The organism is Mycobacterium sp. NGS24 (assembly GCF_059813065.1).
On record NZ_JCALDW010000018.1, the window covers coordinates 93,809 to 115,031 of the forward strand.

Below are 21,223 nucleotides of genomic sequence, written 5' to 3' on the forward strand. Positions count from 1 at the left end.
TTATGGCAACTGCGCAGTTGGTCTACGTTGCGGTGGTGCCCTCAGACAACAGCGACGGCGGCCGGCGGGCGGTGGCCGTCTACTGCGCTGCCACGCCGACGCACCCGGAGTTGCTCGAACTCGCCGCCGCGCTGGGTCAGGGGATAGCGCAGCAGGGCTGGACGCTGGTGTGGGGCGGCGGCCACGTGTCGGCGATGGGCGCGGTGGCCGCCGCGGCGCGGGCCGCCGGCGGCTGGACCGTCGGGGTGATCCCGACCATGCTGCTGGACCGTGAACTGGCCGACCAGCAGGCCGACGAGCTGATTGTCACCGACACCCTCAGCGAACGGAAGCAGGTGATGGAGCAACGGGCAGATGCGTTCATCGCGCTGCCCGGCGGTGTCGGCACCCTGGACGAATTGCTGAGCGCGTGGACCGAGGGATATCTGGGGGTGCACGACAAGCCCATCGTGATCCTGGACCCGTGGGGGCATTACGACGGGGTGCGCGCCTGGATCTTCGGTTTGCTCGACAGCGGTTACATCTCGCAGGCAGCGGTCGACCGGCTGGTGGTGGTCGATAAGGTCGGCGATGCGCTGCAGGCGTGCGCACCAGCGTGACAGCCCGGCCGGGCCGGGCTGTATGTATTGGGTATCAGCGGGCTTGCTAGGGAATCGAGGGACCACGTGGCCGAGCACGAGTCACACACACGAGTCAAACTGACCGATATCGCTCTTCGGCTGCCCGCTCTGGTGGCCGACACGCCCTCGATCCTGCGCGCGGTGAAGACCGGCCTGCTGCCGCGGCCGAGTTCGAAGACCTCGATCGGCGCGGTGTTCCAGGAGCGCGCGGCCCGCTACGCCGACCGGGTTTTCCTGAAGTTCGGCGATCAGCAGTTGACCTACCGCGAGGCCAACGCGACCGCCAACCGCTACGCCGCCGTGCTGGCCGCGCGAGGTGTGGGCCCGGGTGATGTGGTCGGTGTGATGCTGCGCAACTCGCCCAACGCGGTGCTCACGATGCTGGCGGTGGTGAAGTTGGGCGCGGTCGCCGGCATGCTCAACTACCACCAGCGCGGCGACGTGCTGTCGCACAGCCTGGGCCTGCTCGACGCCAAGGTGCTCATTGCCGAATCCGACCTGGTCAGTGCGGTCAGTGAGTCCGGCGGTTCGGCCGGTGAGGTGCTGACCATCGAAGACCTGGAGCGCTTCGCCACCACCGCGCCCGCGACCAACCCGGCCGCGGCGTCGTCGGTGCGGGCCCGCGACACCGCGTTCTACATCTTCACTTCGGGCACCACCGGCTACCCGAAGGCCAGCGTGATGACGCATTACCGGTGGCTCAAGGCCCTCGGCGCGTTCGGCGGGCTGGGGTTGCGGTTGAAGGCCTCCGACACTCTGTACAGCTGCCTGCCGCTCTACCACAACAACGCGCTGACGGTCGCGGTGTCGTCGGTGATCAACTCGGGGGCGACCCTGGCGCTGGGCAAGTCGTTCTCGGCGTCCCGCTTCTGGGACGAGGTGATCGCCTACGACGCCACCGCGTTCATCTACATCGGCGAGGTGTGCCGCTACCTGCTCAACCAGCCGGAAAAGCCCACCGACCGCCAGCACAAGGTCCGCGTCATCGCCGGCAACGGGCTGCGCCCGGACATCTGGGACGAATTCACCAAGCGCTTCGGCATCGAGCGGGTGTGTGAGTTCTACGCCGCCAGCGAAGGAACCACCGCGTTCATCAACTTCTTCAATATGCCCCGCACCACCGGTATTTCGCCGATGCCGCTGGCCTACGTCGAATACGACCCGGACACCGGCGAGCCGGTGCGCGACGACAACGGGCGGGTGCGTCGGGTGCCCGCCGGCGAGCCCGGGTTGCTGCTCAGCCCGGTCAACCGGCTGCAGCCGTTCGACGGCTACACCGACAAGGAAGCCACCGAGAAGAAGCTGGTGCGCAACGCGTTCAAAGAGGGCGACACGTACTTCAACACCGGCGACGTGATGCGGCCGCAGGGCATGTTCCACGCGGCGTTCGTCGACCGGCTGGGCGACACGTTCCGCTGGAAAGGCGAGAACGTGGCGACCACACAGGTCGAGGCGGCGGTGGCGTCGGACAAGAACGTCGAGGAGTGCACTGTCTTCGGCGTCGAGGTGCCCGATACCGGCGGGCGTGCCGGGATGGCCGCGGTCAAGCTGCGCGACGGCAAGGATTTCGACGGGAAATCGTTGGCCGGGGCGGTGTATGACAAGTTGCCGGCCTATGCGTTGCCGTTGTTCGTGCGGTTGGTGGAGTCGCTGGAGCACACCACCACGTTCAAGAGCCGCAAGGTGGAACTACGCAAACAGGCCTACGGCTCCGATATCGAGGACCCGCTGTACGTGCTGGCCGGGCGCAAAGAGGGTTATGTCGAGTACTACGAGGACTACCCGGGCGAGGTTGCGGCGGGGAAGCGCCCGCAGGGCTGACCCGCACCCCCGGCGACTCTGCGTCTGGGGCGGGGAAGTGCGAGTAGACCGCGCCCTGAGCGCAGAGTCAACGCCGGTGACCGGGCACCATGGAGTCGTGTCGTCAACCTTCTGCGGTCGCCCCGTCGCGGCTGATCGCGCGCTGATCATGGCGATCGTCAACCGCACCCCGGACTCGTTCTTCGACCAGGGCGCGACCTTCGCCGAGGAGGCTGCCCGCGACGCCGTGCACCGGGCGATCACCGAGGGTGCCGACGTCATCGATGTCGGCGGGGTCAAGGCCGGACCGGGGGAGATCGTCGACGCCGACACCGAGATCGCCCGACTGGTGCCGTTCGTCGAATGGCTGCGCGGCGCCTATCCCGACCAGCTGATCAGCGTCGACACCTGGCGCCCCGAGGTGGCCCGGCTGGCGTGTGCGGCCGGCGCGGACATCATCAACGACACCTGGGCGGGCAGCGACGCGGGCCTGCCCGAGGTGGCCGCCGAATTCGGCGTCGGCCTGGTGTGCTCGCACACCGGCGGTGCGCTGCCCAGGACGCGACCCTTCCGGGTGAGTTACGGTACGACTACCCGCGGGGTGGTGGACGACGTGATTCGCCAGGTCACCGCCGCCGCTGAGCGGGCCGTTGCGGTCGGAGTGGCCCGTGACCGGGTGCTGATCGACCCCACCCACGATTTCGGCAAGAACACGTTCCACGGCCTGATCCTGTTGCGGCACGTGGCCGAACTCGTCGAGACCGGGTGGCCGGTGCTGATGGCGTTGAGCAACAAGGACTTCGTCGGGGAGACTCTGGGTGTGGACGTGACCGAACGGCTCGAGGGCACGCTGGCGGCTACCGCGCTCGCGGCGGCCGCCGGAGCGCGCATGTTCCGGGTGCACCAGGTCGCGGCCACCCGGCGGGTACTGGAGATGGTGGCCTCCATCCAGGGGACGCGCGCGCCGACGCGCACCGTGAGAGGACTGGCATGACGGCTTCCGAGCTGGACCTGGCCCGGCTCTCGGCGCAACCCGGGGACGCCTGGCTGGCCGACCGCAGCTGGAACCTGCCGCGCTGGACGGTCGGCGAGCTGGTTGCCGCCAAGGCCGGGCGGACGATCTCGGTGGTGCTGCCGGCCCTCAACGAAGAAGACTCCATCGGATCGGTGATCGATAGCATCTCCCCGCTGGTCGACGGGTTGGTCGACGAGCTGATCGTGCTGGATTCGGGGTCCACCGACGACACCGAGATCCGCGCCATCGCCGCCGGCGCCCGCGTGGTCAGCCGCGAGCAGGCGCTGCCCGAGCTGCCCGCCCGCCCCGGCAAAGGGGAGGCGCTGTGGCGCTCGCTGGCCGCCACCAGCGGCGACATCGTGGTGTTCATCGATTCCGACCTGGTCAACCCGCACCCGATGTTCGTGCCGTACCTGGTCGGCCCGCTGCTCACCGGCCAGGACATCGCACTGGTCAAGGGCTTCTACCGGCGACCGCTGACCGGCGGCAATGCCACCGGCGGCGGGCGCGTCACCGAACTCGTGGCCCGACCGCTGCTCGCCGCACTGCGGCCCGAGCTGGGCTGCGTGCTGCAACCACTGGGTGGGGAATACGCGGCCAGCCGTGAGCTCCTCACCGCGCTGCCGTTCGCCCCGGGTTACGGCGTGGAGATCGGCCTGCTGGTGGACACCTTCGACCGGCTGGGCCTGGACGCGATCGCGCAGGTCAACCTGGGTGTACGGCAGCACCGCAACCGTCCGATCGAGGAGTTGGGCGCGATGAGCCGTCAGGTGATCGCCACCCTGCTGTCGCGGTGCGGGATTCCCGACTCCGGCGTCGGCCTGACGCAGTTCTTCCCGGTCGGGGACGGCTACACCCAACACACCTGGCCGGTGTCGCTGGCCGATCGGCCGCCGATGAACGTGTTCCGGCCGCGCTGAACGGCTGTCGGTCCCGGGTCAGGTCATAGGGCAAGATCAGTCCCGTGGCGTTGGTGTTGCTCTACCTGGTGGTCCTGATCCTGGTGGCGATCGTGTTGTTCGGCGCGGCAAGCCTGCTGTTCGGCCGCGGCGAGCCATTGCCGCCCCTGCCGCGGGCCACCACAGCGACCGTCCTGCCGGCGTTCGGTGTCACCGGCGCCGACGTCGATGCGGTCAAATTCACCCAGGTGCTGCGCGGTTACAAGACCAGCGAGGTGGACTGGGTGCTGGAGCGCCTCGGCCGGGAACTGGACACCTTGCGCGCTCAGGTCGCCGCCCTGCAGGCCTCCAGCGCCGAGGCCGGGGCCGGGGTGGTCGACCTGACCGACGTGGACGCCGTCGGGTCGGATCGTTCCGGGCCGACGTGACCCGCCCGTGAGCGACGGCCGGGTTCGCTGCGGCTGGGCGGAACTGCCGCCGGGGCCGGACGCCGAGTTGTACCGCGACTACCACGACTACGAGTGGGGCCGGCGGCTCACCGACGGCACGGCGCTGTTCGAACGGATGAGCCTGGAAGCTTTCCAGAGCGGCCTCTCGTGGCTGATCATCCTGCGTAAACGGGCCGACTTCCGCCGCGCCTTCGTCGGGTTCGACGTCGCGAAGATCTCCCGTTTCACCGAGGCCGACGTACAGCGCCTGCTGACCGACCCGACGATCGTGCGCAACCGGGCCAAGATCGAGGCGACCGTCGGCAACGCACGCGCCGCCCTCGAACTCGGATCGCCGCAGGACCTGTCCGAGCTGCTGTGGTCGTTCGCGCCGGCCGCCCGTCCCCGGTTCACCGACCTTGCTGAAATACCTTCAACCAGTGCCGAATCAAAGGCGATGGCGCGCGAGCTCAAACGCCGCGGGTTCCGCTTCGTCGGGCCCACCACCGCCTACGCGCTGATGCAGGCGACCGGCATGGTGGACGACCACATCGGCACCTGCTGGGTGCCGCCCAACGCGGATTGACAACCACCGTTGCCGCCAGAAGTGGGCCTTTGTGCACGTGGTCACCGCGATAGGGAACAATAGAGTGGTGATTTGTCAGTTCAATGTCGGGTATGGCTGGAAATTCACTGTCGGGGCATGCTCGGCGCCGACCAGGTCCGCGGGTGCGGGCCAGATCGAATCTGGAGGGAGCACTCGATGGCGGCGATGAAGCCCCGGACCGGCGACGGTCCACTCGAAGCGACTAAAGAGGGGCGCGGCATCGTGATGCGGGTACCACTTGAAGGCGGTGGCCGGCTGGTTGTCGAGCTGACACCCGACGAAGCCGCCGCGCTGGGCGACGAACTCAAGGGCGTCACCAGCTGAGTCAGCGTGCCGGCCGGCTGCGCTAATCACACAGCTTGCGGTAGATGTCCAGGGTCTGCTCGGCGATGTGTGACCAGGAAAACTCTTCGATACAGCGCTGACGCCCGGCGTGGCCGTACTGTTCGGCCCTCTCGGGATCCGCGATCAATGCATTGACCGCCTCGGCCAGACGCGCCTCGTAGGCGTCGGGGTAGTCGGCGTCGTAGTGCACCAGGGAGCCGGTGACACCGTCGGCGACGACTTCGGGGATCCCGCCCACGTGGGACGCCACCACCGCCGTCGCGCAGGCCATTGCCTCCAGATTCACGATGCCCAACGGCTCGTAAATCGACGGGCACACGAAAACTGATGCAGCCGAGAGTATTTCGCGCAACTTGTGCTGGGGCAACATGTCCCGTATCCAGAACACCCCGGCGCGGCTGCGCTGCAGGTCGGTCACCGCCGACCGCACCTCTTCGGCGATCTCCGGGGTGTCGGGCGCGCCGGCACACAACACCACCTGGACCTCCGGGCTGAACTGGTGCGCGGCGGCCACCAGGTGCGGGACACCTTTCTGCCGGGTGATCCGTCCGACGAAGGCCACGATGGGTCGTTGCATGTCAACGCCGAGTTCTGGCAACACCGAGCCGGCGCGGACCGGTCCGCTGGGATACCAGACCTCGGTGTCGACGCCGTTGCGGATGACGTGCACGAGGTTGGGATCCAGCGTCGGGTAGACGCGCAGGATGTCGTCGCGCATCCCGGAACTGACGGCGATGACCGCGTCGGCGGCCAGCACCGCGGTGTTCTCCACCCAGGACGACACCTGGTAGCCACCGCCGAGCTGTTCGGCCTTCCACGGCCGCATCGGCTCAAGCGAATGCGCGGTCAGCACGTGCGGGATGCCGTAGAGCAGTTTGGCCAGATGTCCGGCCAACCCGGTGTACCAGGTGTGCGAATGCACCACGGCGGCCGCGCTGACAGCGTTGGCCATCACCAGGTCTGCCGACAGGGTGGACAGCGCGGCGTTGGCGGTGCGCAGCCGCGGATCGGGCTGGTGGGCGGTGGCATCGGGACGCTCCGCGCCCATGCAATGCACGTCGACCGCGCACAACTTGCGCAGTTGGGATACCAACTCGGTGACATGCACTCCGGCACCGCCGTAGACCTCCGGAGGGTATTCCCGAGTCATCATCGCCACCCGCATACCCGCACCGTAGTTCGGGCGCGGCGGAGCGCGGATGGCGGGCTGCTGTGGAGCCGGCCGGCGAGCCGAATATCCTTGACCTATCCGGTCGTCGAGCTCTCGGGCGAGCGAGGGATCGGTGGCAGGGGTCCGCAGGTGCCGATAGGTTGAAGCGCATGAGGGAATCGCCACAGGTGCTGGGCATCGTGCTGGCCGGCGGTGAAGGCAAACGCCTGTACCCTTTGACAGCCGACCGCGCCAAGCCTGCAGTCCCCTTCGGCGGCGGCTACCGGCTGATTGACTTCGTCCTCTCCAACCTCGTCAACGCGCGCTACCTGAGGATCTGCGTTCTCACGCAGTACAAGTCGCATTCACTGGACCGGCACATCTCGCAGAACTGGCGGTTGTCCGGTCTGGCCGGCGAGTACATCACCCCGGTCCCGGCCCAGCAGCGCCTCGGACCGCGCTGGTACACCGGTTCGGCCGACGCGATCTATCAGTCGCTGAACCTGATTTACGACGAAGATCCGGACTACATCGTGGTTTTCGGCGCCGACCACGTGTACCGGATGGACCCCGAGCAAATGGTGCGCTTCCACGTCGACAGCGGCGCCGGCGCCACGGTGGCCGGCATCCGGGTGCCGCGGGCCGAGGCCAGCGCGTTCGGCTGCATCGACGCCGACGAATCCGGCCGGATCCGCAATTTCGTCGAGAAGCCGATGGATCCGCCCGGCACCCCGGACGATCCGGACGCCACCTTCGTGTCGATGGGCAACTACATCTTCACCACCAAGGTGTTGATCGACGCGATCCGTGCCGACGCCGACGACGACCATTCCGATCACGACATGGGCGGCGACATCATTCCGCGGTTGGTGGCCGACGGCATGGCCGCGGTCTATGACTTCAAAGACAACGACGTGCCGGGCGCCACCGACCGGGACCGGGGTTACTGGCGGGACGTGGGAACCCTCGACGCGTTCTACGACGCGCACATGGATCTGGTGTCGGTGCATCCGGTGTTCAACCTGTACAACAGGCGCTGGCCTATCCTCGGCGCCTCGGAAAACCTGGCGCCGGCCAAATTCGTCAACGGCGGCTCAGCCCAGGAGTCGGTGGTGGGAGCGGGCAGCATCATTTCGGCGGCCTCGGTACGCAATTCGGTATTGTCCTCCAACGTCGTGGTCGAGGACGGCGCGATCGTGGAGGGCAGCGTGATCATGCCGGGGGCGCGCGTCGGGCGCGGCGCGGTGGTACGCCACGCGATCCTGGACAAGAACGTGGTCGTCGGGCCCGGTGAGATGGTGGGCGTCGATCTGGACAGGGATCGGGAGCGATTCGCGATCAGTTCCGGCGGGGTGGTTGCCGTCGGCAAGGGAGTCTGGGTCTGACCCCTGCTCAGGGGATTTCCGGGATCAGCAGGTGCGCGTCGTAGCGCGGCCCCCAGCGCAACGTCACCCGGCCACGCGGCGGGCCGGGATAGGCCGCCGGGAACTGACCGGTCAGCGGATTGCGCGGGCACAGCCACCGCCCGGCCACCACCAGTCGCAGCTGTTCGCCGGCGCGGAACAGCGTGGCCGACGGCCCCAGTGCCACATCCACCGGGATCACCGCACCGGCCGGAATCGGTTCCGGCTCATCGCATGCCGGCACGGGTTCCCACGGCAGGGACAGCGCGGGATCCAGCCTGCGCAGCGAGGCCCGCTGCCACCCGGTCGTGACCCGGTCGCGGCCGTATCCGTAGGACCCCTCGAATCCGACATACCGACCATCGCGCCATTTCTCGACTCCGACAAACAAATTCGCATCAGCACACCCGTCCAGCTGAATCCACAGCCGCAGCGCCATCGGGCCGGTCAGCTCGGTGTCTGTCGGCGCGGTCCACGTGAACAGTGCGGCACGAGAACCACTTTCGAAGGTGACGCTGCCTGCCGCTCGCGGCGGCTCAGCTGACAACTGACCAGCGCCCGCGAGATACAGTGTCCGCCAACGGGTGCGGGTCAGCGGCCACTCGGTTTCCTCACGCACCGCGGCGATGGTGTCACGATCTTCGCGTACCTCGAGGCGCACGCTGCGGGTCGGCGGCGCACCGTCCAACACGTCGCGGAAGAACTTCAGCTGTTCGGCGCGCACTTCGGCGGAGTAGAACTCCGCCCACTTGCCACCACGATGCGTGTAGAGCCGCGCGTGCTGCGACCCGGCCCGGGTGAACGCCCGGATGGAACCCCGGCTGTGCAGGTTGTTGTCCGAGAAACTGCCGCAGACCAGCATGGGGACCGTGATGGCCGACAGATCGGGTACCAGTGAGCGCCAGAACTCGTCGCGCAACGGGTGCTCGTCCTGCATCCGGGTCAGGTCATAGGTTTGACGAGTCGCGCCCTGCACCTGGCGTGACCACAACCGGGTGAAGCCCGACTCGCGTATTCCGCCGGGGAACAACAGGTCGCGGTAAGCGTCGGTGAACCCTTCCCACGGGCAGATCGCGCGTAGTGCCGGTGGCTGCAGCGCGGCCACTGCGAACTGGCTGATCGCCAGGTAGGAGACACCGAGCATGACCACGCGGCCGTCACTCCACGGTTGTCCGGCCAGCCACTGCACCACGTCGTAGGTGTCCTCGGCCTCCTGCCGCGACAGCAACCTGCCGGTGCCCTCGGAATGGCCGCACCCGCGGCTATCGGCGTTGACGACGACGAAACCGCGAGCGGTCCACCACGCCGGATCCGGTGCCTCCCAACTGGTGTAAGCCGAGAAGCTCACCGGCTTGGTTTGCCGCAGCAGCCGGTACTGCGGCGAGAAGGTCCACCGCTTGCGCCGTTTGGTCGGCAGCTTGTCCTTGCCGTAGGGGTGGATGCTGAGGATGACCGGACGCGGCCCGGCCTGGGTGCGGAAAACGTTGATGCGCAACACCGTTCCGTCGCGGGTGGGTACCTCGACGTCCCGGTCCACGACGAGGTCCGACGGCGGGTCGGTGACGGTGACAGGGGGTTTGGCCATGCCGCGAAGCTTGTCGCGGGCATAGCGCAGCGCCCCCGGGCGACGCCACGGACGGTCCAGCGCGGGTGCCGGTTGCGGGGTCACGTCCGCAACCTTAGGCCCGCTACCAGAGGTGCGGAACCAGCCGGTATCGCACCAGCTGGGTGTACTCGCGGTACCCGGGTAGCTGCGCTGTCAGAGCCCGCTCCTCGTCGAGGATGCGTATCACCAGCAGCAGCGTATTCGGGACCATGAACAGCAGGCCCCAGAGGGAGTCGAGCGCCAGCGGTATGGCCACCATCAGCACGAGGTTCCCGACGTACATGGGGTGCCGCACCACGCCGTAGAGGCCGTTGGTGACCACCGACTGGTCCGCCTCTACCGTGACGGTCGACGCGGCGTAGTTGTTCTGGACGACAGTCAGCATGGCGATGCCCAGACCGACCGCGACCAGCACGTCACCGGTCAGCGCAACCACCGTCGGCACCGACGACCAGCCGAACCGCTGATCGAGCGCGCTGACCACCAGGGTCCCGCCGAACCCGACGAAGATGCCGGCAATGACGAATTTCTGGATCGTCCGGGTTTCGGCTCCCGGCCCGACGCGCAGACGTCGCTGCAGGGCAGCCGGATTGGTGCGGGCCAGATAGCTGGTGGGCCCCAGCGACGCGACGGCGAACACCGCGAGGAAAACCCACGCCTGCCAATAGTGGAACGTGCCGGCCGGGATGAACAGCATGGCGCCGAAGGCGATCAAACCGAGCGCCGAGGATGATATGAGCCGCGCCGCGGTGTTCACGGCCGGATGTCTCGCCGTCGAAAAGCTATGACTCCCAACGTGATCAGCACTCCGTCAAGGGCCAGCAGGCACAGCAGGGGCACCGCGGTGAAGTCTGAGCCGCCGACCCGGGGGGTGTGCGCGAACGGCTCCAGATCGAGCAACCACTGCGGCGACCCGGACAGCGAACCGAGCAGATACACCGCGACGAACCCGACCAGCACGCCCCATGCGGCCGGGGTGAACCGCGGTACCAACCCGAACAAGACGACGGTGACCGCTGCCAGCAGCCACACCGCAGGCAGCTGCACAGCCGCGGTGCCGATCACCGCGGGCAGCTTGCCGGCCACGTCACCGGCCGCCTGGCCGTAAGCGAGTCCGGCTGTCACACCGGCCAACAACATGGCGAACGCCGATCCGGCCAGTGCGAGCACCAGGTGGCTGGCCAACAGTCGGGTCCGCGACACCGACCCGGCCAACACCGTCTCGGCGCGCTGGCTGGCTTCTTCCTGGTGCAGTCGCAGCGACAGCGAGATGGCGAACGCGGCCGCCACCATGCCGAGCATCACGAAACCGATCCCGATGAAGGCCTGCTCCAGGGCACTGGTACCGCCCATGCGCACCACGATGTCGCGTGCGGTGGCGCCGCCGCCGAGTTCGTCGCCGATCCCGTGCGTCACACTGCCGATCAACAGGCCGTACAGCGACAGTCCCGCCGTCCACACCAGCAGCGCGCCGCGGTCCAGGCGCCAGGCCAGCCCGAACGCGTTGCCCAACGTGGCCGGTGCCGCGCCGGGTCCGGCGCGTTCGGCGATCAAACCGGCGCCGACATCGCGGCCGGCCAGCAATCGATAAGCCACGCCGGTCAGCAGCGCGGTCGCCGCCAAGTGCAGCAGCAGCACCCACCAGCGATCGCCTGCATACGGCCGGATCTGCAGTGACCACCCCAACGGCGAAAGCCAGGACAGCGCACCGGAACCCGCGTCGCCGACCGCCCGCAGGGTGAACGCGGCACCCAGCGCCGCCAACGCGAAGCCGCGGGCCGCCCGGGCACTCGGGGACAGCTGCGCGGCGACCGCGGCGACCGCGGTGAAGACCAGGCCCGAGGCGGCCAGCGCCGCGCAGAAGGCTACCGACCCGGCCGGGTCGACGTCGGTGGCGAGCAGGCTGGCCGCGCCGATCACACCGGTGGCCAGCGACGCGCCGAACGACAACAGCAATGCGGCGGTGAGGTTGGCGTAGCGGCCCACCGCGGTGGAGTCGATGAGCTCGGCGCGCCCGGTTTCCTCGTCGGCGCGGGTGTGCCGGATTACGGTGAGGATGACGGCCAGCGCGATCAGAACGTGGAATATGCCGGCTTTCCAGATGCCGACGGCGCCGAGGCCGTCGTCGTAGATCGGACCGTAGAGCGCGCGCTGGGCGGGACTGGCCGTGATCGACGCCGCGAAGGCAGCCCGCTCTGCTGCGGTGGGATAGACCTTTTCGATGCTGCCGATGTACACGCTGCCCAGCGGAGCCGACAGCAGAAATACCCAGAGCGGCAGCACGATCCGGTCTCGACGCAGGTAGAGCCGCAACAATTTTAGGGTCCCGGTGAAGTTCGTGCTGCGCCGCGCGGCAGGTGCGGGACGTTGCAGGACGGCAGTACTCATCGGGCCGGCACCTCCGTGCGTTCGTGCCGGCCCCCGGTGGTGCGGTAGTGGCGCAGGAACAATTCCTCGAGTGAGGGGGGTTGGCTGATGAGGCTGCGCACCCCGGCGTCACCGAGCACCCGGATCAGCTCGCCCAGGCTTTCGCTGTCTACCTGGGCCCGTAGCGTGTTGCCTTCGATGCTGACGTCTTCGACTCCCTTGATGCGGGTGAGATCGCCCGGGTCGCGGCTCAGTTCGGCCTTGATCGAAGTGCGGCTGAGGTGCCGCATGGCTTCCAGCGATCCGCTCTCGACGGTCCGGCCGGACTGGATGATGGTGACCCGTTCGCACAGTGCCTCGGTCTCGGCCAGGATGTGGCTGGACAGCAGCACCGTCACGCCGCGGTCGCGTGCCTCAGCGACACACTGCTGAAAGACGTTCTCCATCAAAGGGTCCAGCCCACTGGTGGGTTCGTCGAGCAGCAGCAGTTCGGCACGCGACGAGAACGCCGAGATCAGGGATACCTTCTGCCGGTTGCCTTTGGAGTAGGCCCGCACCTTCTTGTGCGGGTCGAACTCGAACCGCTCGATCAGTTCGGCGCGCATCTGTTGGTCGATGCCACCGCGCATGCGAGCGAGCAGGTCGATGGTCTCGCCTCCGGTTAAGGCCGGCCACAGCGTGACATCGCCTGGCACATAGGCGATTCGGCGGTGCAGTTGAACGGAATCGGTCCAGGGATCGCCGCCCAGTAGTCGGACCGTGCCACCGTCGGCCCGGACCACGCCCAGCAGGATGCGGATGGTGGTCGACTTGCCGGCGCCGTTGGGGCCCAGGAAGCCGTGCACTTCACCTTGGCGGACACACAGGTCCAGACCGTCGAGTGCGCGGACGTTGCCGAATTTCTTGGTGAGGCCGCGAATGTCGATGGGTGCCGGGTGGTCAGCTGACATCGGAATCTCCTTTCTCGTTGGCCAGAAACGCGTCATACATGGTGTGGTCGGTCAGCAGGCCCTCGGAATAGATCTCGAGGGCGGGCAGCACCATGTCCTCGGCGTAGTCGCGCAAAACTTTGCGCAGATCGGTGGGTGTGTCGTGCATTTGCAGATACAGCAGGAATCCGCCGCCGCCGGTGATACTCAGGTATTTGGCGCGGGCCTGTGGATCGCGGCTCGGTTTGATGGTGCCGATCTGCACACCCTCTTCAAGGTAGGCCGCGGTGTTGTCAATCATGTTTCGCCACAACATCTTCGCCAGCTCACCACCGGACTGCATGCTGCGTACCAGATAAGCCATCAATGGTGCATAAGACTCGATCTCGGCCAGCTGCCCCAGCCACGTGGCCGGATCACTGGACCTCATCGCCTCGGATTTCGAGTCACGGATCTCTTGGGCGACGTAGTCGTCACAGGCCTTGCGCAGACCGTCCTTGGAGCCGAAGTGATGAATGACCAAGCCGGCGCTCACTCCGGCCGCTTCGGCGATGGCGCGCAGGCCGATCCCGAAACCGTGCTCGCCGAACTGGGCGATGGCCGCGTCGCGGATCCGGGCGGCTGCGGTCAAGTCGACTGAACGCATGTTCAGGACACTAAACGTCTGTTCAGTCGTCGTCAAGGTCGCGGGCGACAGCGGCTGGCGACTTTGGCCGATTTCCGCAACTTTTCGCCGTTCAGGTGCCAAAATGACCGTCGGACCAATTACGCATCGAGGAGTAGCGAAATGTCATTCGTCACCGTGGCACTGGACGGCATCGAGTCGGCGACCGCGAGCGCATCGCAGATCGGATCGGCACTGAGCACCGGCAACCTCAGCGCGCTCCTGCCAGCCTCGGCTGCGGCCGACGAAGTCTCCGTCGCGATCGCCGCGCTGTTCGGCACCCACGCCGGCGAATACCAGGCAGCGGCGGCGCAGGCAGCCGCCTACCACCAGCAGTTCGTGCAGAACCTGGGTGCCGCCGCGACGTCATACAGTGCTGCCGAAGCCGCCGCCCTGCAGCAGCTGGAGGCCACCCTGCTCGGTGGTGGAGCGGCCGCGGCGCCCCTGGCGGCGATCAACGACATCGTCTCCGGCGGGTTCCAGGCGCTCATCTACAACCCGGTTCACACGGTCGGTCAGGCCTGGATAGCCAGCCCGTTCGGCCAGGCGGTCGACCCGATCATCAACGCACCCACCAACCTGCTGTTCGGGCGGGATCTGATCGGAAACGGGGCCGCGGGAACGCTGGCGAACCCGACCGGTGGCGCCGGCGGCATCCTGTTCGGCGACGGCGGCGCCGGCTACAGCCCCACCGGCGGGGTGCTGGCGACCGGCGGCAACGGCGGCAATGCGGGACTGATCGGGACCGGCGGCATGGGTGGTGCCGGATTCGGCGGCGGGGTCGGCGGCACCGGCGGGGTCGGCGGTTGGCTGATGGGCAATGGTGGGCTCGGGGGTGCCGGCGGGGCTCTTGCGGGTGGTACCGGCGGTGCGGGAGGCGCGGGCGGTCAGGCCCTGCTGTTCGGCAACGGTGGTTACGGCGGGGCCGGCGGCACCGGGCTCACCACCGGGCCGATCGGGGCGCGCGGCTACCCCGGACTGTTCATCGGCCAGGGTGGGCCCACCTTCATCCCGCCGAGCACCGAGACCGTCACCATCGAGTTCATCCGGCACGGGCAGACCGCCAGCAATGTGGCCAACCTGCTCGACACGGCGGTGCCCGGGCCGCCGCTGACCGCAGTGGGCGTGCAGCAGGCGCAGGCCATTGCCAACCTGCTCAACGGCCAACAGCCCGATTTCGCCGGGATCTTCTCGTCGCAGATGATCAGGACGCAGGAGACGGCCTCCTACCTGGTGGGGCTGGGCACGCAGCCGATATCGCAAGTCATCCTGCCCGGCCTGAACGAGATCAACGCCGGCCTCCTGGAAGACATGCCGCAGATCCCGGCCGGCCTGCTCTACCTGGCCGGACCCGTGGTGTGGACGCTCGGCTTCCCCGCCTTCCCCATGCTGGGCATCTCCGCCGTCAACCCCACCGGCCTGACCTTCGCCAGCAACTTCAACGACGCGGTGCAGACCATGTACAACGCCGCCCTGACACAGCCGAGTCACACGGTCGCCGCCTACTCCAGCGCGCTGGCCATCGAGACCGGCACCATGATGATGGTCGACAATCCCAATCCGTTGCTGCTGGTCACCGGCTCGCTGCCGAACACCGGGACGGTGGTGGTGCAGGGCAGTCCCGGCACCGGCTGGACCATGGTGAGCTACAACGGCGCGCCCGTCGGGCCGGCGAACCTGCCGACTCAGCTGTTCGTCGACGTGCGCAACTTCATCACCGCGCCGCAGTTCGCGGGCTACGACGTGGGCACGGCGCTGTTCAGCGGCGACCCGGCGACCATCGTGAACGCGGTGCGCGACGGCGTTCGCGAGGTCACAACGGCCACCGTGCATTTCCCGTTCGCGCTCGCCGAGACGCTGCTCGGAGCGCTGTAACTCACTCCCGGACGGCGGCCAGCAGGCCGTCGCCCAGCGGGATCAGCGCCGGGGTGAGGCGCTCGTCTTCGGCGATCAGTCGCGCGGCCTCGCGCACCGCCGCCACCTCGGCGTCGCGCGCCTCCGGGTCGCCGGCGCGGCCACCCAGGGCGGCCCGGTGCACCACGATCACCCCGCCCGACCGCAGCAGTCGCACGCCCTCGACCACGTACTCCGGCTGATCGATCGGATCGCCGTCGATGAAGACCAGGTCGTAGGAATTGTCGGCGAGGCGGGTCAGCACCTCTTGGGCACGCCCGCTGATCAGCCGGGTACGCGACGGCCCCACCTGCGCTTCGGTGAACGCCTGCTTGGCCTGCCGGACGTACTCGGGCTCGATGTCGATCGTGGTCAGCACGCCGTCGTCGCTCATGCCGGAAAGCAGCCACAACCCGCTGACGCCCACCCCGGTGCCGACCTCGGCGACCGCCTTGCCCCCGCTGAGCTTGGCCAGCACGCTCAACAGCGCACCGACCGCCGGGGTGACCGCGCCGGCTCCGCTGTCGGCGGCCCGCTCCCGAGCGCCGGTCAGGATCGCATCCTCGGATATCGATTTCTCGGCGTGCGCCACCAGCGCATCAGCTCTGCTGGGGGTCACCCGGCCGGCGGAATCGTCGGTAGTGGACATGTCCGCAGAGTATGCCGAACCGGCTGCGCCGTCGGTCAGGCGCGCCCGGTGTGCGCCGCCCGGACACGCGCGGAGCCGGCGGCGCGATGAACGTCACTCCGGTCGCCATCAGCGCTGGAAAACGCAGGTAACAGTATGGTTTCTCAGCCAAAGCTCAGATTGCTCATACCTCAACCACACTCGGGTAGGCGACGGTGAGCGGTATGGAACGCGGTGTGGGTTGGAGCGACGAAATGGGGAATACCCAGTGGCAACTGCGCGTTGCCGCGGTTGACGAACTGTCGACGTTGGATGGCAGGGGAAGTCCAGAGGAGCAGACCATCACCACCATGAGCCCGACCAGCATGTCCCACCCGCAGCAGGTCCGCGACGACGAGTGGGTGGAGCCGTCGGACGCGCTGCTGGGCACAGCCGTCTTCGACGCAACGGGAGACAAGTCCACCTTGCCGTCGTGGGACGAGCTGGTGCGCCAGCACGCCGACCGGGTGTACCGCCTGGCCTACCGTCTGACCGGCAACCAGCACGACGCGGAGGACCTGACTCAGGAGACCTTCATCCGGGTATTCCGTTCGGTCCAGAACTACCAGCCCGGCACCTTCGAGGGCTGGCTGCACCGCATCACCACCAACCTGTTCCTCGACATGGTCCGGCGCCGCGCCCGGATCCGGATGGAAGCACTGCCCGACGACTACGACCGGGTTCCCGCCGACGAGCCGAACCCCGAGCAGATCTACCACGATTCCCGGCTGGGACCCGATCTGCAGGCCGCGCTGGACTCGCTGCCGCCGGAATTCCGCGCCGCGGTGGTGCTGTGTGACATCGAGGGGCTGTCCTACGAGGAGATCGGCGCCACGCTGGGCGTGAAGCTCGGCACCGTGCGCAGCAGGATCCACCGTGGGCGGCAAGCCCTGCGCGACTACCTGGCCGCCCATCCCGGGCATGGCCTGGGCGCCTACGACCCGTCGGCACGAGCGGCCAGCTGAACCTGTCGTGAGCCGGTTCGGCTACCGCATGGTTGCCAACTGGTTCCGAATCCGGTGGTTATAAGGGCTGAACATGGTTATCGAGCACCGCGCCGCGCTACATTCGAGGTATCGAGGGCTAGTGCGGGTGCGAAGGGATTCAGTGATGACCGACCGGGGGCATGTGTTCCGGCGCGCGTTCTCCTGGCTGCCGGCTCAGTTCGCCTCCCAGAGTGACGCCCCGATCGGTGCGCCGCGTCAGTTCCGGTCCACTGAGCACCTGTCCATCGAGGCCATCGCGGCCTATGTCGACGGTGAGTTGCGGATGAACGCACACTTGCGCGCCGCGCATCATCTGTCGCTGTGCCAGGAATGTGCCGCCGAGGTCGACGATCACACTCGCGCGCGCGCCGCGCTGCGCGACTCTCACCCGATCCGCGTCCCCAGTTCGCTACTCGGGTTGCTGTCGCAGATCCCGCACAGTCCGCACCAGGGTTCGGCGCCATTTTCCGACCCGTTCGCCGACCCCGGTGATCAGCGGAAGCGCAGCTAGCTTGAGCTTTGCCTGCCGCGGTTCACGCCGCCCCGCGGTGACGCGTGGATACTAGGGTGGATGCGGACATGCCCGTGTCGGGCTCAGCAATGGATCTAGAAGAGGAACTGTGACCTCCGACGAAGGCAACAACATCGGCCGGGACACCGAACGGCTGGCACCGCGCCCCATCTACCGGCCGCCGGTCGACCCGTCCTCCCGTCAGACGTTCGGCCGCCCGGCCGGTCAGCAGGGATCCTTCGTGGCCGAGCGGGTGCGCCCGCCGAAGTACCGGGACCAGTCCGAGTTCCGGCCGCACGACCGGCCCACCGACCCCGTGCTGGCCGACGCCTTCGGCCGGCCGTTCGGTGCCACCGAAACATTGCAACGGCATCCGATCGACGCCACCGCGCTGGCCGCCGAGAAGAACGGCGACGGGGACGACGAGCCCGACGATCCGTGGCGCGACCCCGCGGCGGGCGCAGCGCTGGGCACCCCCGCGCTGCCGCCGGTCGTCACACACGCCGAGCAGCGGCACACCGGCAAGCTCGGAGTGCGCGACGTGCTGTTCGGCGGCAAGGTGTCCTACCTCGCGCTGGCGGTGCTGCTGCTGATCGCGCTGGTGATCGGCGCGCTCGGTGGTGTGATCGGCCGCAAGACGGCAGAGGTGGTCGAGGCGTTCACCACCTCCAAGGTGACGTTGTCGACCGCCGGCAACGCCGAGGAACCGGCCGGCCGGTTCACCAAGGTGGCTGCCGCGGTGGCCGACTCGGTGGTGACCATCGAAGCCAAAAGCGACCAGGAGGGCATGCAGGGTTCCGGCGTCGTCATCGACGGGCGCGGTTACATCGTCACCAACAACCACGTGATCTCCGAGGCCGCCAACAATCCCAGCCAGTTCAAACTGACCGTGGTCTTCAACGACGGCAAAGAGGTGCCGGCCAGCCTGGTCGGGCGCGACCCGAAGACCGACCTGGCCGTGCTCAAAGTCGACAATGTCAACAACCTGAGCGTGGCGCGGCTGGGTGACTCCAACAAGGTGCGGGTGGGTGATGAGGTGATTGCGGCCGGCGCGCCGCTGGGCCTGCGCAGCACCGTCACCCACGGCATCGTCAGCGCGCTGCACCGCCCGGTGCCGTTGTCCGGCGAGGGTTCGGACACCGACACCGTGCTCGACGCCATCCAGACCGACGCCTCGATCAACCACGGCAACTCCGGCGGGCCCCTGATCGACATGGACTCCCAGGTGATCGGTATCAACAGCGCCGGCAAGTCGCTGTCCGACAGCGCCAGCGGGCTCGGCTTCGCCATCCCGGTCAATGAGATGAAGCTGGTGGCCGAAACCCTGATCAAGGACGGAAAGATCCAGCACCCGACGTTGGGGATCAGCACCCGCTCGGTGAGCAACGCGATCGCCTCGGGCGCCCAGGTGGCCAATGTCAAGGCGGGCGGGCCCGCGCAGAAGGGCGGCATCCTGGAGAACGACGTGATCGTCAAGATCGGCGGGCGCAAAGTCGCCGATTCCGACGAGGCGGTCGTGGCGGTCCGGCAGCTCACCATCGGCCAGGACGCTCAGATCGAGGTGGTCCGCGACGGACGCCCGGTCACCCTGACCGTCAAACCAGACGCCGACACGAGCTCGTGATGATCGCAAGCGCGGCGCAGCCGGGCGCCGCGGGTCATCACCATTCGACCCTGATGATCGCAAGCGCGGCGCAGCCGGGCGCCGCGGGTCATCACCATTCGACCCTGATGATCGCCAGCGCGGCGCAGCCGGGCGCCGCGGGTCAAGACCGTCCCAGCTGATGTTCGCCAACATCGGTTGGGGCGAGATGCTCGTCCTGCTCGTGGTCGGGCTGGTGGTGTTGGGACCCGAACGGTTGCCCGGCGCCATCCGCTGGACCACCGGCGCGCTGCGCCAGGCCCGCGATTACCTCAGCGGCATGACCAACCAGCTGCGCGAAGACATCGGGCCCGAGTTCGACGATCTGCGCGGCCAGATCGGGGAGTTGCAGAAGCTGCGCGGCATGACCCCACGCGCGGCGCTGACCAAACACCTGCTCGACGGCGACGACTCGATCTTCACCGGTAACTTCGATCAACCCGCCAGCACGCCGGAGCCCAACAAGACGCCCCCGCCGCCTCCGCCCGAACGCACCCCGTTCGACACCGACGCGACGTAGCCCCGTGGTCAGCGCCGGGTGGGGTCCAGCCCGAGCGACATGCCGGCCAGGCCGCGCCGCCGCGAGGACAGGCTGTCGGCGATCCGGCCGAGTTCTTTGCCCACCGCGGAGTCGGGCGCGGTGAGCACCGCGGGCACCCCCGCGTCGCCGGCGCTCACCAGCGCCGGATCCAGCGGAATCTGACCCAGCAGCGGCACATCCGCGCCGACGGCACGTGACAGCCGTTCGGCGACCTGCCGGCCGCCGCCCTCGCCGAATACGTGCAGCGTGGTGCCGTCCGGCAGCGTCAACCCGGACATGTTCTCCACCACGCCGACGATGCGCTGCCGGGTTTGGATGGCGATGCTGCCGGCCCGTTCGGCCACTTCGGCGGCGGCGGCCTGCGGCGTGGTCACCACCAGGATCTCCGCGTTCGGCAGCAGCTGGGCCAGGGAGATGGCGACGTCACCGGTGCCCGGCGGCAGGTCCAGCAGCAGCACGTCCAGGTCACCCCAGTACACGTCGGCCAGGAACTGCTGCAGCGCGCGGTGCAGCATCGGCCCGCGCCACACCACCGGCGTGTTGTCCCGGGTGAACTGGGCGATCGAGATCACCTTCACCTCGTGGGCGATGGGCGGCAGAATCATCGACTCCACCTGCGTGGGCCGGTCGGTGGTGCCCATCATCCGGGGGATGGAGTGGCCGTGGATGTCGGCGTCGAGCACGCCGACGGACAGCCCGCGGGCGGCCATCGCCGCGGCCAGGTTGACCGTGACGGTGGACTTGCCGACCCCGCCCTTGCCCGAGGCGACCGCGTACACCCTGGTCAGCGAGCTGGGCTGGGCGAACGGGATGACGGGTTCGGCGGCGTCGCCGCGCAACAGCTTGCGCAACTCGGTGCGTTGCTCGTCGCTCATCACGTCCAGGCTCACCTGGACCGCGCCGGTGCCGGGCACGTCGTTGACCGCCTGGGTGACCTGGGCACTGATCTCGGACTTTTTCGGGCAGCTGGCGGTGGTCAGGTAGATCCCGACGTGCACGCCACCGTCGGGCCCGAGGTCGATGCTTTTGACCATCCCGAGTTCGGTGATCGGGCGCCGCAGTTCGGGGTCGATCACTCTAGCCAGCGCGGTGCGAATCGCGGTGGTCAGATCGTCGGCGTCATCTCGGGTTCCGGACATCACCGCCGAGT

The 21,223-nt window shown here is 68.1% G+C and carries 21 protein-coding genes; 13 read left to right on the plus strand and 8 right to left on the minus strand.

Annotation, left to right across the window (positions count from 1 at the left end):
• Positions 1 to 2: 2 nt before the first annotated feature.
• The 7 genes from log (at position 3) to AC5Y6Y_RS20460 (ending at position 5,693) form a co-directional block, all read left to right on the plus strand.
• Positions 3 to 599: a cytokinin riboside 5'-monophosphate phosphoribohydrolase gene (log, locus tag AC5Y6Y_RS20430; protein WP_499930188.1), complete on the plus strand. Its 597-nt coding sequence runs from the start codon at positions 3 to 5 to the stop codon at positions 597 to 599.
• Between the two features lie 66 nt (positions 600 to 665).
• On the plus strand, positions 666 to 2,441 hold the full coding sequence (fadD6, locus tag AC5Y6Y_RS20435) for a long-chain-acyl-CoA synthetase FadD6 (protein WP_463826719.1): 1,776 nt from the start codon (positions 666 to 668) through the stop codon (positions 2,439 to 2,441).
• 97 nt (positions 2,442 to 2,538) lie between these two features.
• Positions 2,539 to 3,414, plus strand: coding sequence for a dihydropteroate synthase (gene folP / locus AC5Y6Y_RS20440; protein WP_499930189.1), 876 nt, complete (start codon positions 2,539 to 2,541; stop codon positions 3,412 to 3,414).
• The gene (locus tag AC5Y6Y_RS20445; RefSeq protein WP_463826717.1) at positions 3,411 to 4,355 is read left to right on the plus strand and encodes a glucosyl-3-phosphoglycerate synthase; all 945 of its coding nucleotides are present in this window, start codon (positions 3,411 to 3,413) and stop codon (positions 4,353 to 4,355) included. Before folP ends, AC5Y6Y_RS20445 begins: the two co-directional genes overlap by 4 nt.
• A gap of 44 nt (positions 4,356 to 4,399) precedes the next feature.
• Positions 4,400 to 4,762: a DivIVA domain-containing protein gene (locus tag AC5Y6Y_RS20450; protein WP_499930190.1), complete on the plus strand. Its 363-nt coding sequence runs from the start codon at positions 4,400 to 4,402 to the stop codon at positions 4,760 to 4,762.
• A gap of 7 nt (positions 4,763 to 4,769) precedes the next feature.
• A complete protein-coding gene (locus AC5Y6Y_RS20455; RefSeq protein ID WP_463826715.1) occupies positions 4,770 to 5,348 on the plus strand; it encodes a DNA-3-methyladenine glycosylase I in 579 nt (192 codons plus the stop codon).
• Between the two features lie 177 nt (positions 5,349 to 5,525).
• Positions 5,526 to 5,693 carry a DUF3117 domain-containing protein gene (locus AC5Y6Y_RS20460; RefSeq protein WP_003406247.1) on the plus strand — a complete coding sequence of 56 codons (168 nt, stop codon included), beginning with the start codon at positions 5,526 to 5,528 and terminating at the stop codon, positions 5,691 to 5,693.
• 22 nt (positions 5,694 to 5,715) lie between these two features.
• Here AC5Y6Y_RS20460 and glgA read toward each other — a convergent pair whose 3' ends face one another.
• Entirely contained in the window at positions 5,716 to 6,879 is a 1,164-nt protein-coding gene (gene glgA / locus AC5Y6Y_RS20465) for a glycogen synthase (RefSeq protein ID WP_499930191.1), read from the minus strand.
• A 155-nt stretch (positions 6,880 to 7,034) separates the two neighbouring features.
• Here glgA and glgC point away from each other — a divergent pair, with 155 nt between their 5' ends.
• Positions 7,035 to 8,249, plus strand: coding sequence for a glucose-1-phosphate adenylyltransferase (gene glgC / locus AC5Y6Y_RS20470; protein WP_463826713.1), 1,215 nt, complete (start codon positions 7,035 to 7,037; stop codon positions 8,247 to 8,249).
• 7 nt (positions 8,250 to 8,256) lie between these two features.
• Here the strand turns inward: glgC and AC5Y6Y_RS20475 are convergent, their stop codons facing one another.
• Genes AC5Y6Y_RS20475 through AC5Y6Y_RS20495 form a run of 5 tightly spaced genes read right to left on the minus strand, consistent with a single transcriptional unit; the run spans position 8,257 to position 13,815 of the window.
• Complete coding sequence (locus AC5Y6Y_RS20475) at positions 8,257 to 9,912, minus strand: CocE/NonD family hydrolase (protein WP_499930204.1); 1,656 nt, start codon at positions 9,910 to 9,912, stop codon at positions 8,257 to 8,259.
• 43 nt (positions 9,913 to 9,955) lie between these two features.
• Complete coding sequence (locus tag AC5Y6Y_RS20480; protein ID WP_499926901.1) at positions 9,956 to 10,570, minus strand: methyltransferase family protein; 615 nt, start codon at positions 10,568 to 10,570, stop codon at positions 9,956 to 9,958.
• A 56-nt stretch (positions 10,571 to 10,626) separates the two neighbouring features.
• Entirely contained in the window at positions 10,627 to 12,261 is a 1,635-nt protein-coding gene (locus AC5Y6Y_RS20485; protein ID WP_499930192.1) for an ABC transporter permease, read from the minus strand.
• Positions 12,258 to 13,190: an ABC transporter ATP-binding protein gene (locus tag AC5Y6Y_RS20490; protein WP_499930193.1), complete on the minus strand. Its 933-nt coding sequence runs from the start codon at positions 13,188 to 13,190 to the stop codon at positions 12,258 to 12,260. Before AC5Y6Y_RS20490 ends, AC5Y6Y_RS20485 begins: the two co-directional genes overlap by 4 nt.
• A complete protein-coding gene (locus AC5Y6Y_RS20495; protein WP_463826710.1) occupies positions 13,180 to 13,815 on the minus strand; it encodes a TetR/AcrR family transcriptional regulator in 636 nt (211 codons plus the stop codon). Before AC5Y6Y_RS20495 ends, AC5Y6Y_RS20490 begins: the two co-directional genes overlap by 11 nt.
• A 141-nt stretch (positions 13,816 to 13,956) precedes the next feature.
• Here AC5Y6Y_RS20495 and AC5Y6Y_RS20500 point away from each other — a divergent pair, with 141 nt between their 5' ends.
• Positions 13,957 to 15,708: a PE domain-containing protein gene (locus AC5Y6Y_RS20500; protein WP_499930194.1), complete on the plus strand. Its 1,752-nt coding sequence runs from the start codon at positions 13,957 to 13,959 to the stop codon at positions 15,706 to 15,708.
• A gap of 1 nt (position 15,709) precedes the next feature.
• Here AC5Y6Y_RS20500 and AC5Y6Y_RS20505 read toward each other — a convergent pair whose 3' ends face one another.
• The gene (locus AC5Y6Y_RS20505) at positions 15,710 to 16,375 is read right to left on the minus strand and encodes an O-methyltransferase (protein ID WP_463826708.1); all 666 of its coding nucleotides are present in this window, start codon (positions 16,373 to 16,375) and stop codon (positions 15,710 to 15,712) included.
• A gap of 203 nt (positions 16,376 to 16,578) precedes the next feature.
• Here AC5Y6Y_RS20505 and sigE point away from each other — a divergent pair, with 203 nt between their 5' ends.
• From sigE to tatB, 4 genes are all read left to right on the plus strand, one after another.
• On the plus strand, positions 16,579 to 17,358 hold the full coding sequence (gene sigE, locus AC5Y6Y_RS20510) for an RNA polymerase sigma factor SigE (RefSeq protein ID WP_499926853.1): 780 nt from the start codon (positions 16,579 to 16,581) through the stop codon (positions 17,356 to 17,358).
• Positions 17,359 to 17,503: 145 nt separating this feature from the next.
• Positions 17,504 to 17,890, plus strand: a complete 387-nt coding sequence (rseA, locus tag AC5Y6Y_RS20515) for an anti-sigma E factor RseA (RefSeq protein WP_463826706.1) — start codon at positions 17,504 to 17,506, stop codon at positions 17,888 to 17,890.
• Between the two features lie 109 nt (positions 17,891 to 17,999).
• Positions 18,000 to 19,514, plus strand: coding sequence for a serine protease HtrA (gene htrA / locus AC5Y6Y_RS20520; RefSeq protein WP_499930195.1), 1,515 nt, complete (start codon positions 18,000 to 18,002; stop codon positions 19,512 to 19,514).
• Positions 19,515 to 19,674: 160 nt separating this feature from the next.
• Positions 19,675 to 20,052, plus strand: coding sequence for a Sec-independent protein translocase protein TatB (tatB, locus tag AC5Y6Y_RS20525; protein ID WP_463826704.1), 378 nt, complete (start codon positions 19,675 to 19,677; stop codon positions 20,050 to 20,052).
• Between the two features lie 8 nt (positions 20,053 to 20,060).
• Here the strand turns inward: tatB and AC5Y6Y_RS20530 are convergent.
• On the minus strand, positions 20,061 to 21,223 hold a 1,163-nt coding region (locus tag AC5Y6Y_RS20530), incomplete at its 5' end, for an Mrp/NBP35 family ATP-binding protein (protein ID WP_499930196.1).

Excerpts from the sequence above, each read along its gene's own strand:
- AC5Y6Y_RS20500 (WP_499930194.1), top strand. The coding sequence starts at position 13,957 with ATGTCATTCGTCACCGTGGCACTGGACGGCATCGAGTCGGCGACCGCG.
- sigE (WP_499926853.1), top strand. The coding sequence starts at position 16,579 with ATGGAACGCGGTGTGGGTTGGAGCGACGAAATGGGGAATACCCAGTGG.
- AC5Y6Y_RS20490 (WP_499930193.1), bottom strand. The coding sequence starts at position 13,190 with ATGTCAGCTGACCACCCGGCACCCATCGACATTCGCGGCCTCACCAAG.
- AC5Y6Y_RS20505 (WP_463826708.1), bottom strand. The coding sequence starts at position 16,375 with ATGTCCACTACCGACGATTCCGCCGGCCGGGTGACCCCCAGCAGAGCT.
- rseA (WP_463826706.1), top strand. The coding sequence starts at position 17,504 with ATGACCGACCGGGGGCATGTGTTCCGGCGCGCGTTCTCCTGGCTGCCG.
- tatB (WP_463826704.1), top strand. The coding sequence starts at position 19,675 with ATGTTCGCCAACATCGGTTGGGGCGAGATGCTCGTCCTGCTCGTGGTC.
- AC5Y6Y_RS20445 (WP_463826717.1), top strand. The coding sequence starts at position 3,411 with ATGACGGCTTCCGAGCTGGACCTGGCCCGGCTCTCGGCGCAACCCGGG.
- AC5Y6Y_RS20460 (WP_003406247.1), top strand. The coding sequence starts at position 5,526 with ATGGCGGCGATGAAGCCCCGGACCGGCGACGGTCCACTCGAAGCGACT.
- glgC (WP_463826713.1), top strand. The coding sequence starts at position 7,035 with ATGAGGGAATCGCCACAGGTGCTGGGCATCGTGCTGGCCGGCGGTGAA.
- AC5Y6Y_RS20485 (WP_499930192.1), bottom strand. The coding sequence starts at position 12,261 with ATGAGTACTGCCGTCCTGCAACGTCCCGCACCTGCCGCGCGGCGCAGC.
- AC5Y6Y_RS20495 (WP_463826710.1), bottom strand. The coding sequence starts at position 13,815 with ATGCGTTCAGTCGACTTGACCGCAGCCGCCCGGATCCGCGACGCGGCC.
- log (WP_499930188.1), top strand. The coding sequence starts at position 3 with ATGGCAACTGCGCAGTTGGTCTACGTTGCGGTGGTGCCCTCAGACAAC.
- AC5Y6Y_RS20480 (WP_499926901.1), bottom strand. The coding sequence starts at position 10,570 with ATGCTGTTCATCCCGGCCGGCACGTTCCACTATTGGCAGGCGTGGGTT.
- glgA (WP_499930191.1), bottom strand. The coding sequence starts at position 6,879 with ATGCGGGTGGCGATGATGACTCGGGAATACCCTCCGGAGGTCTACGGC.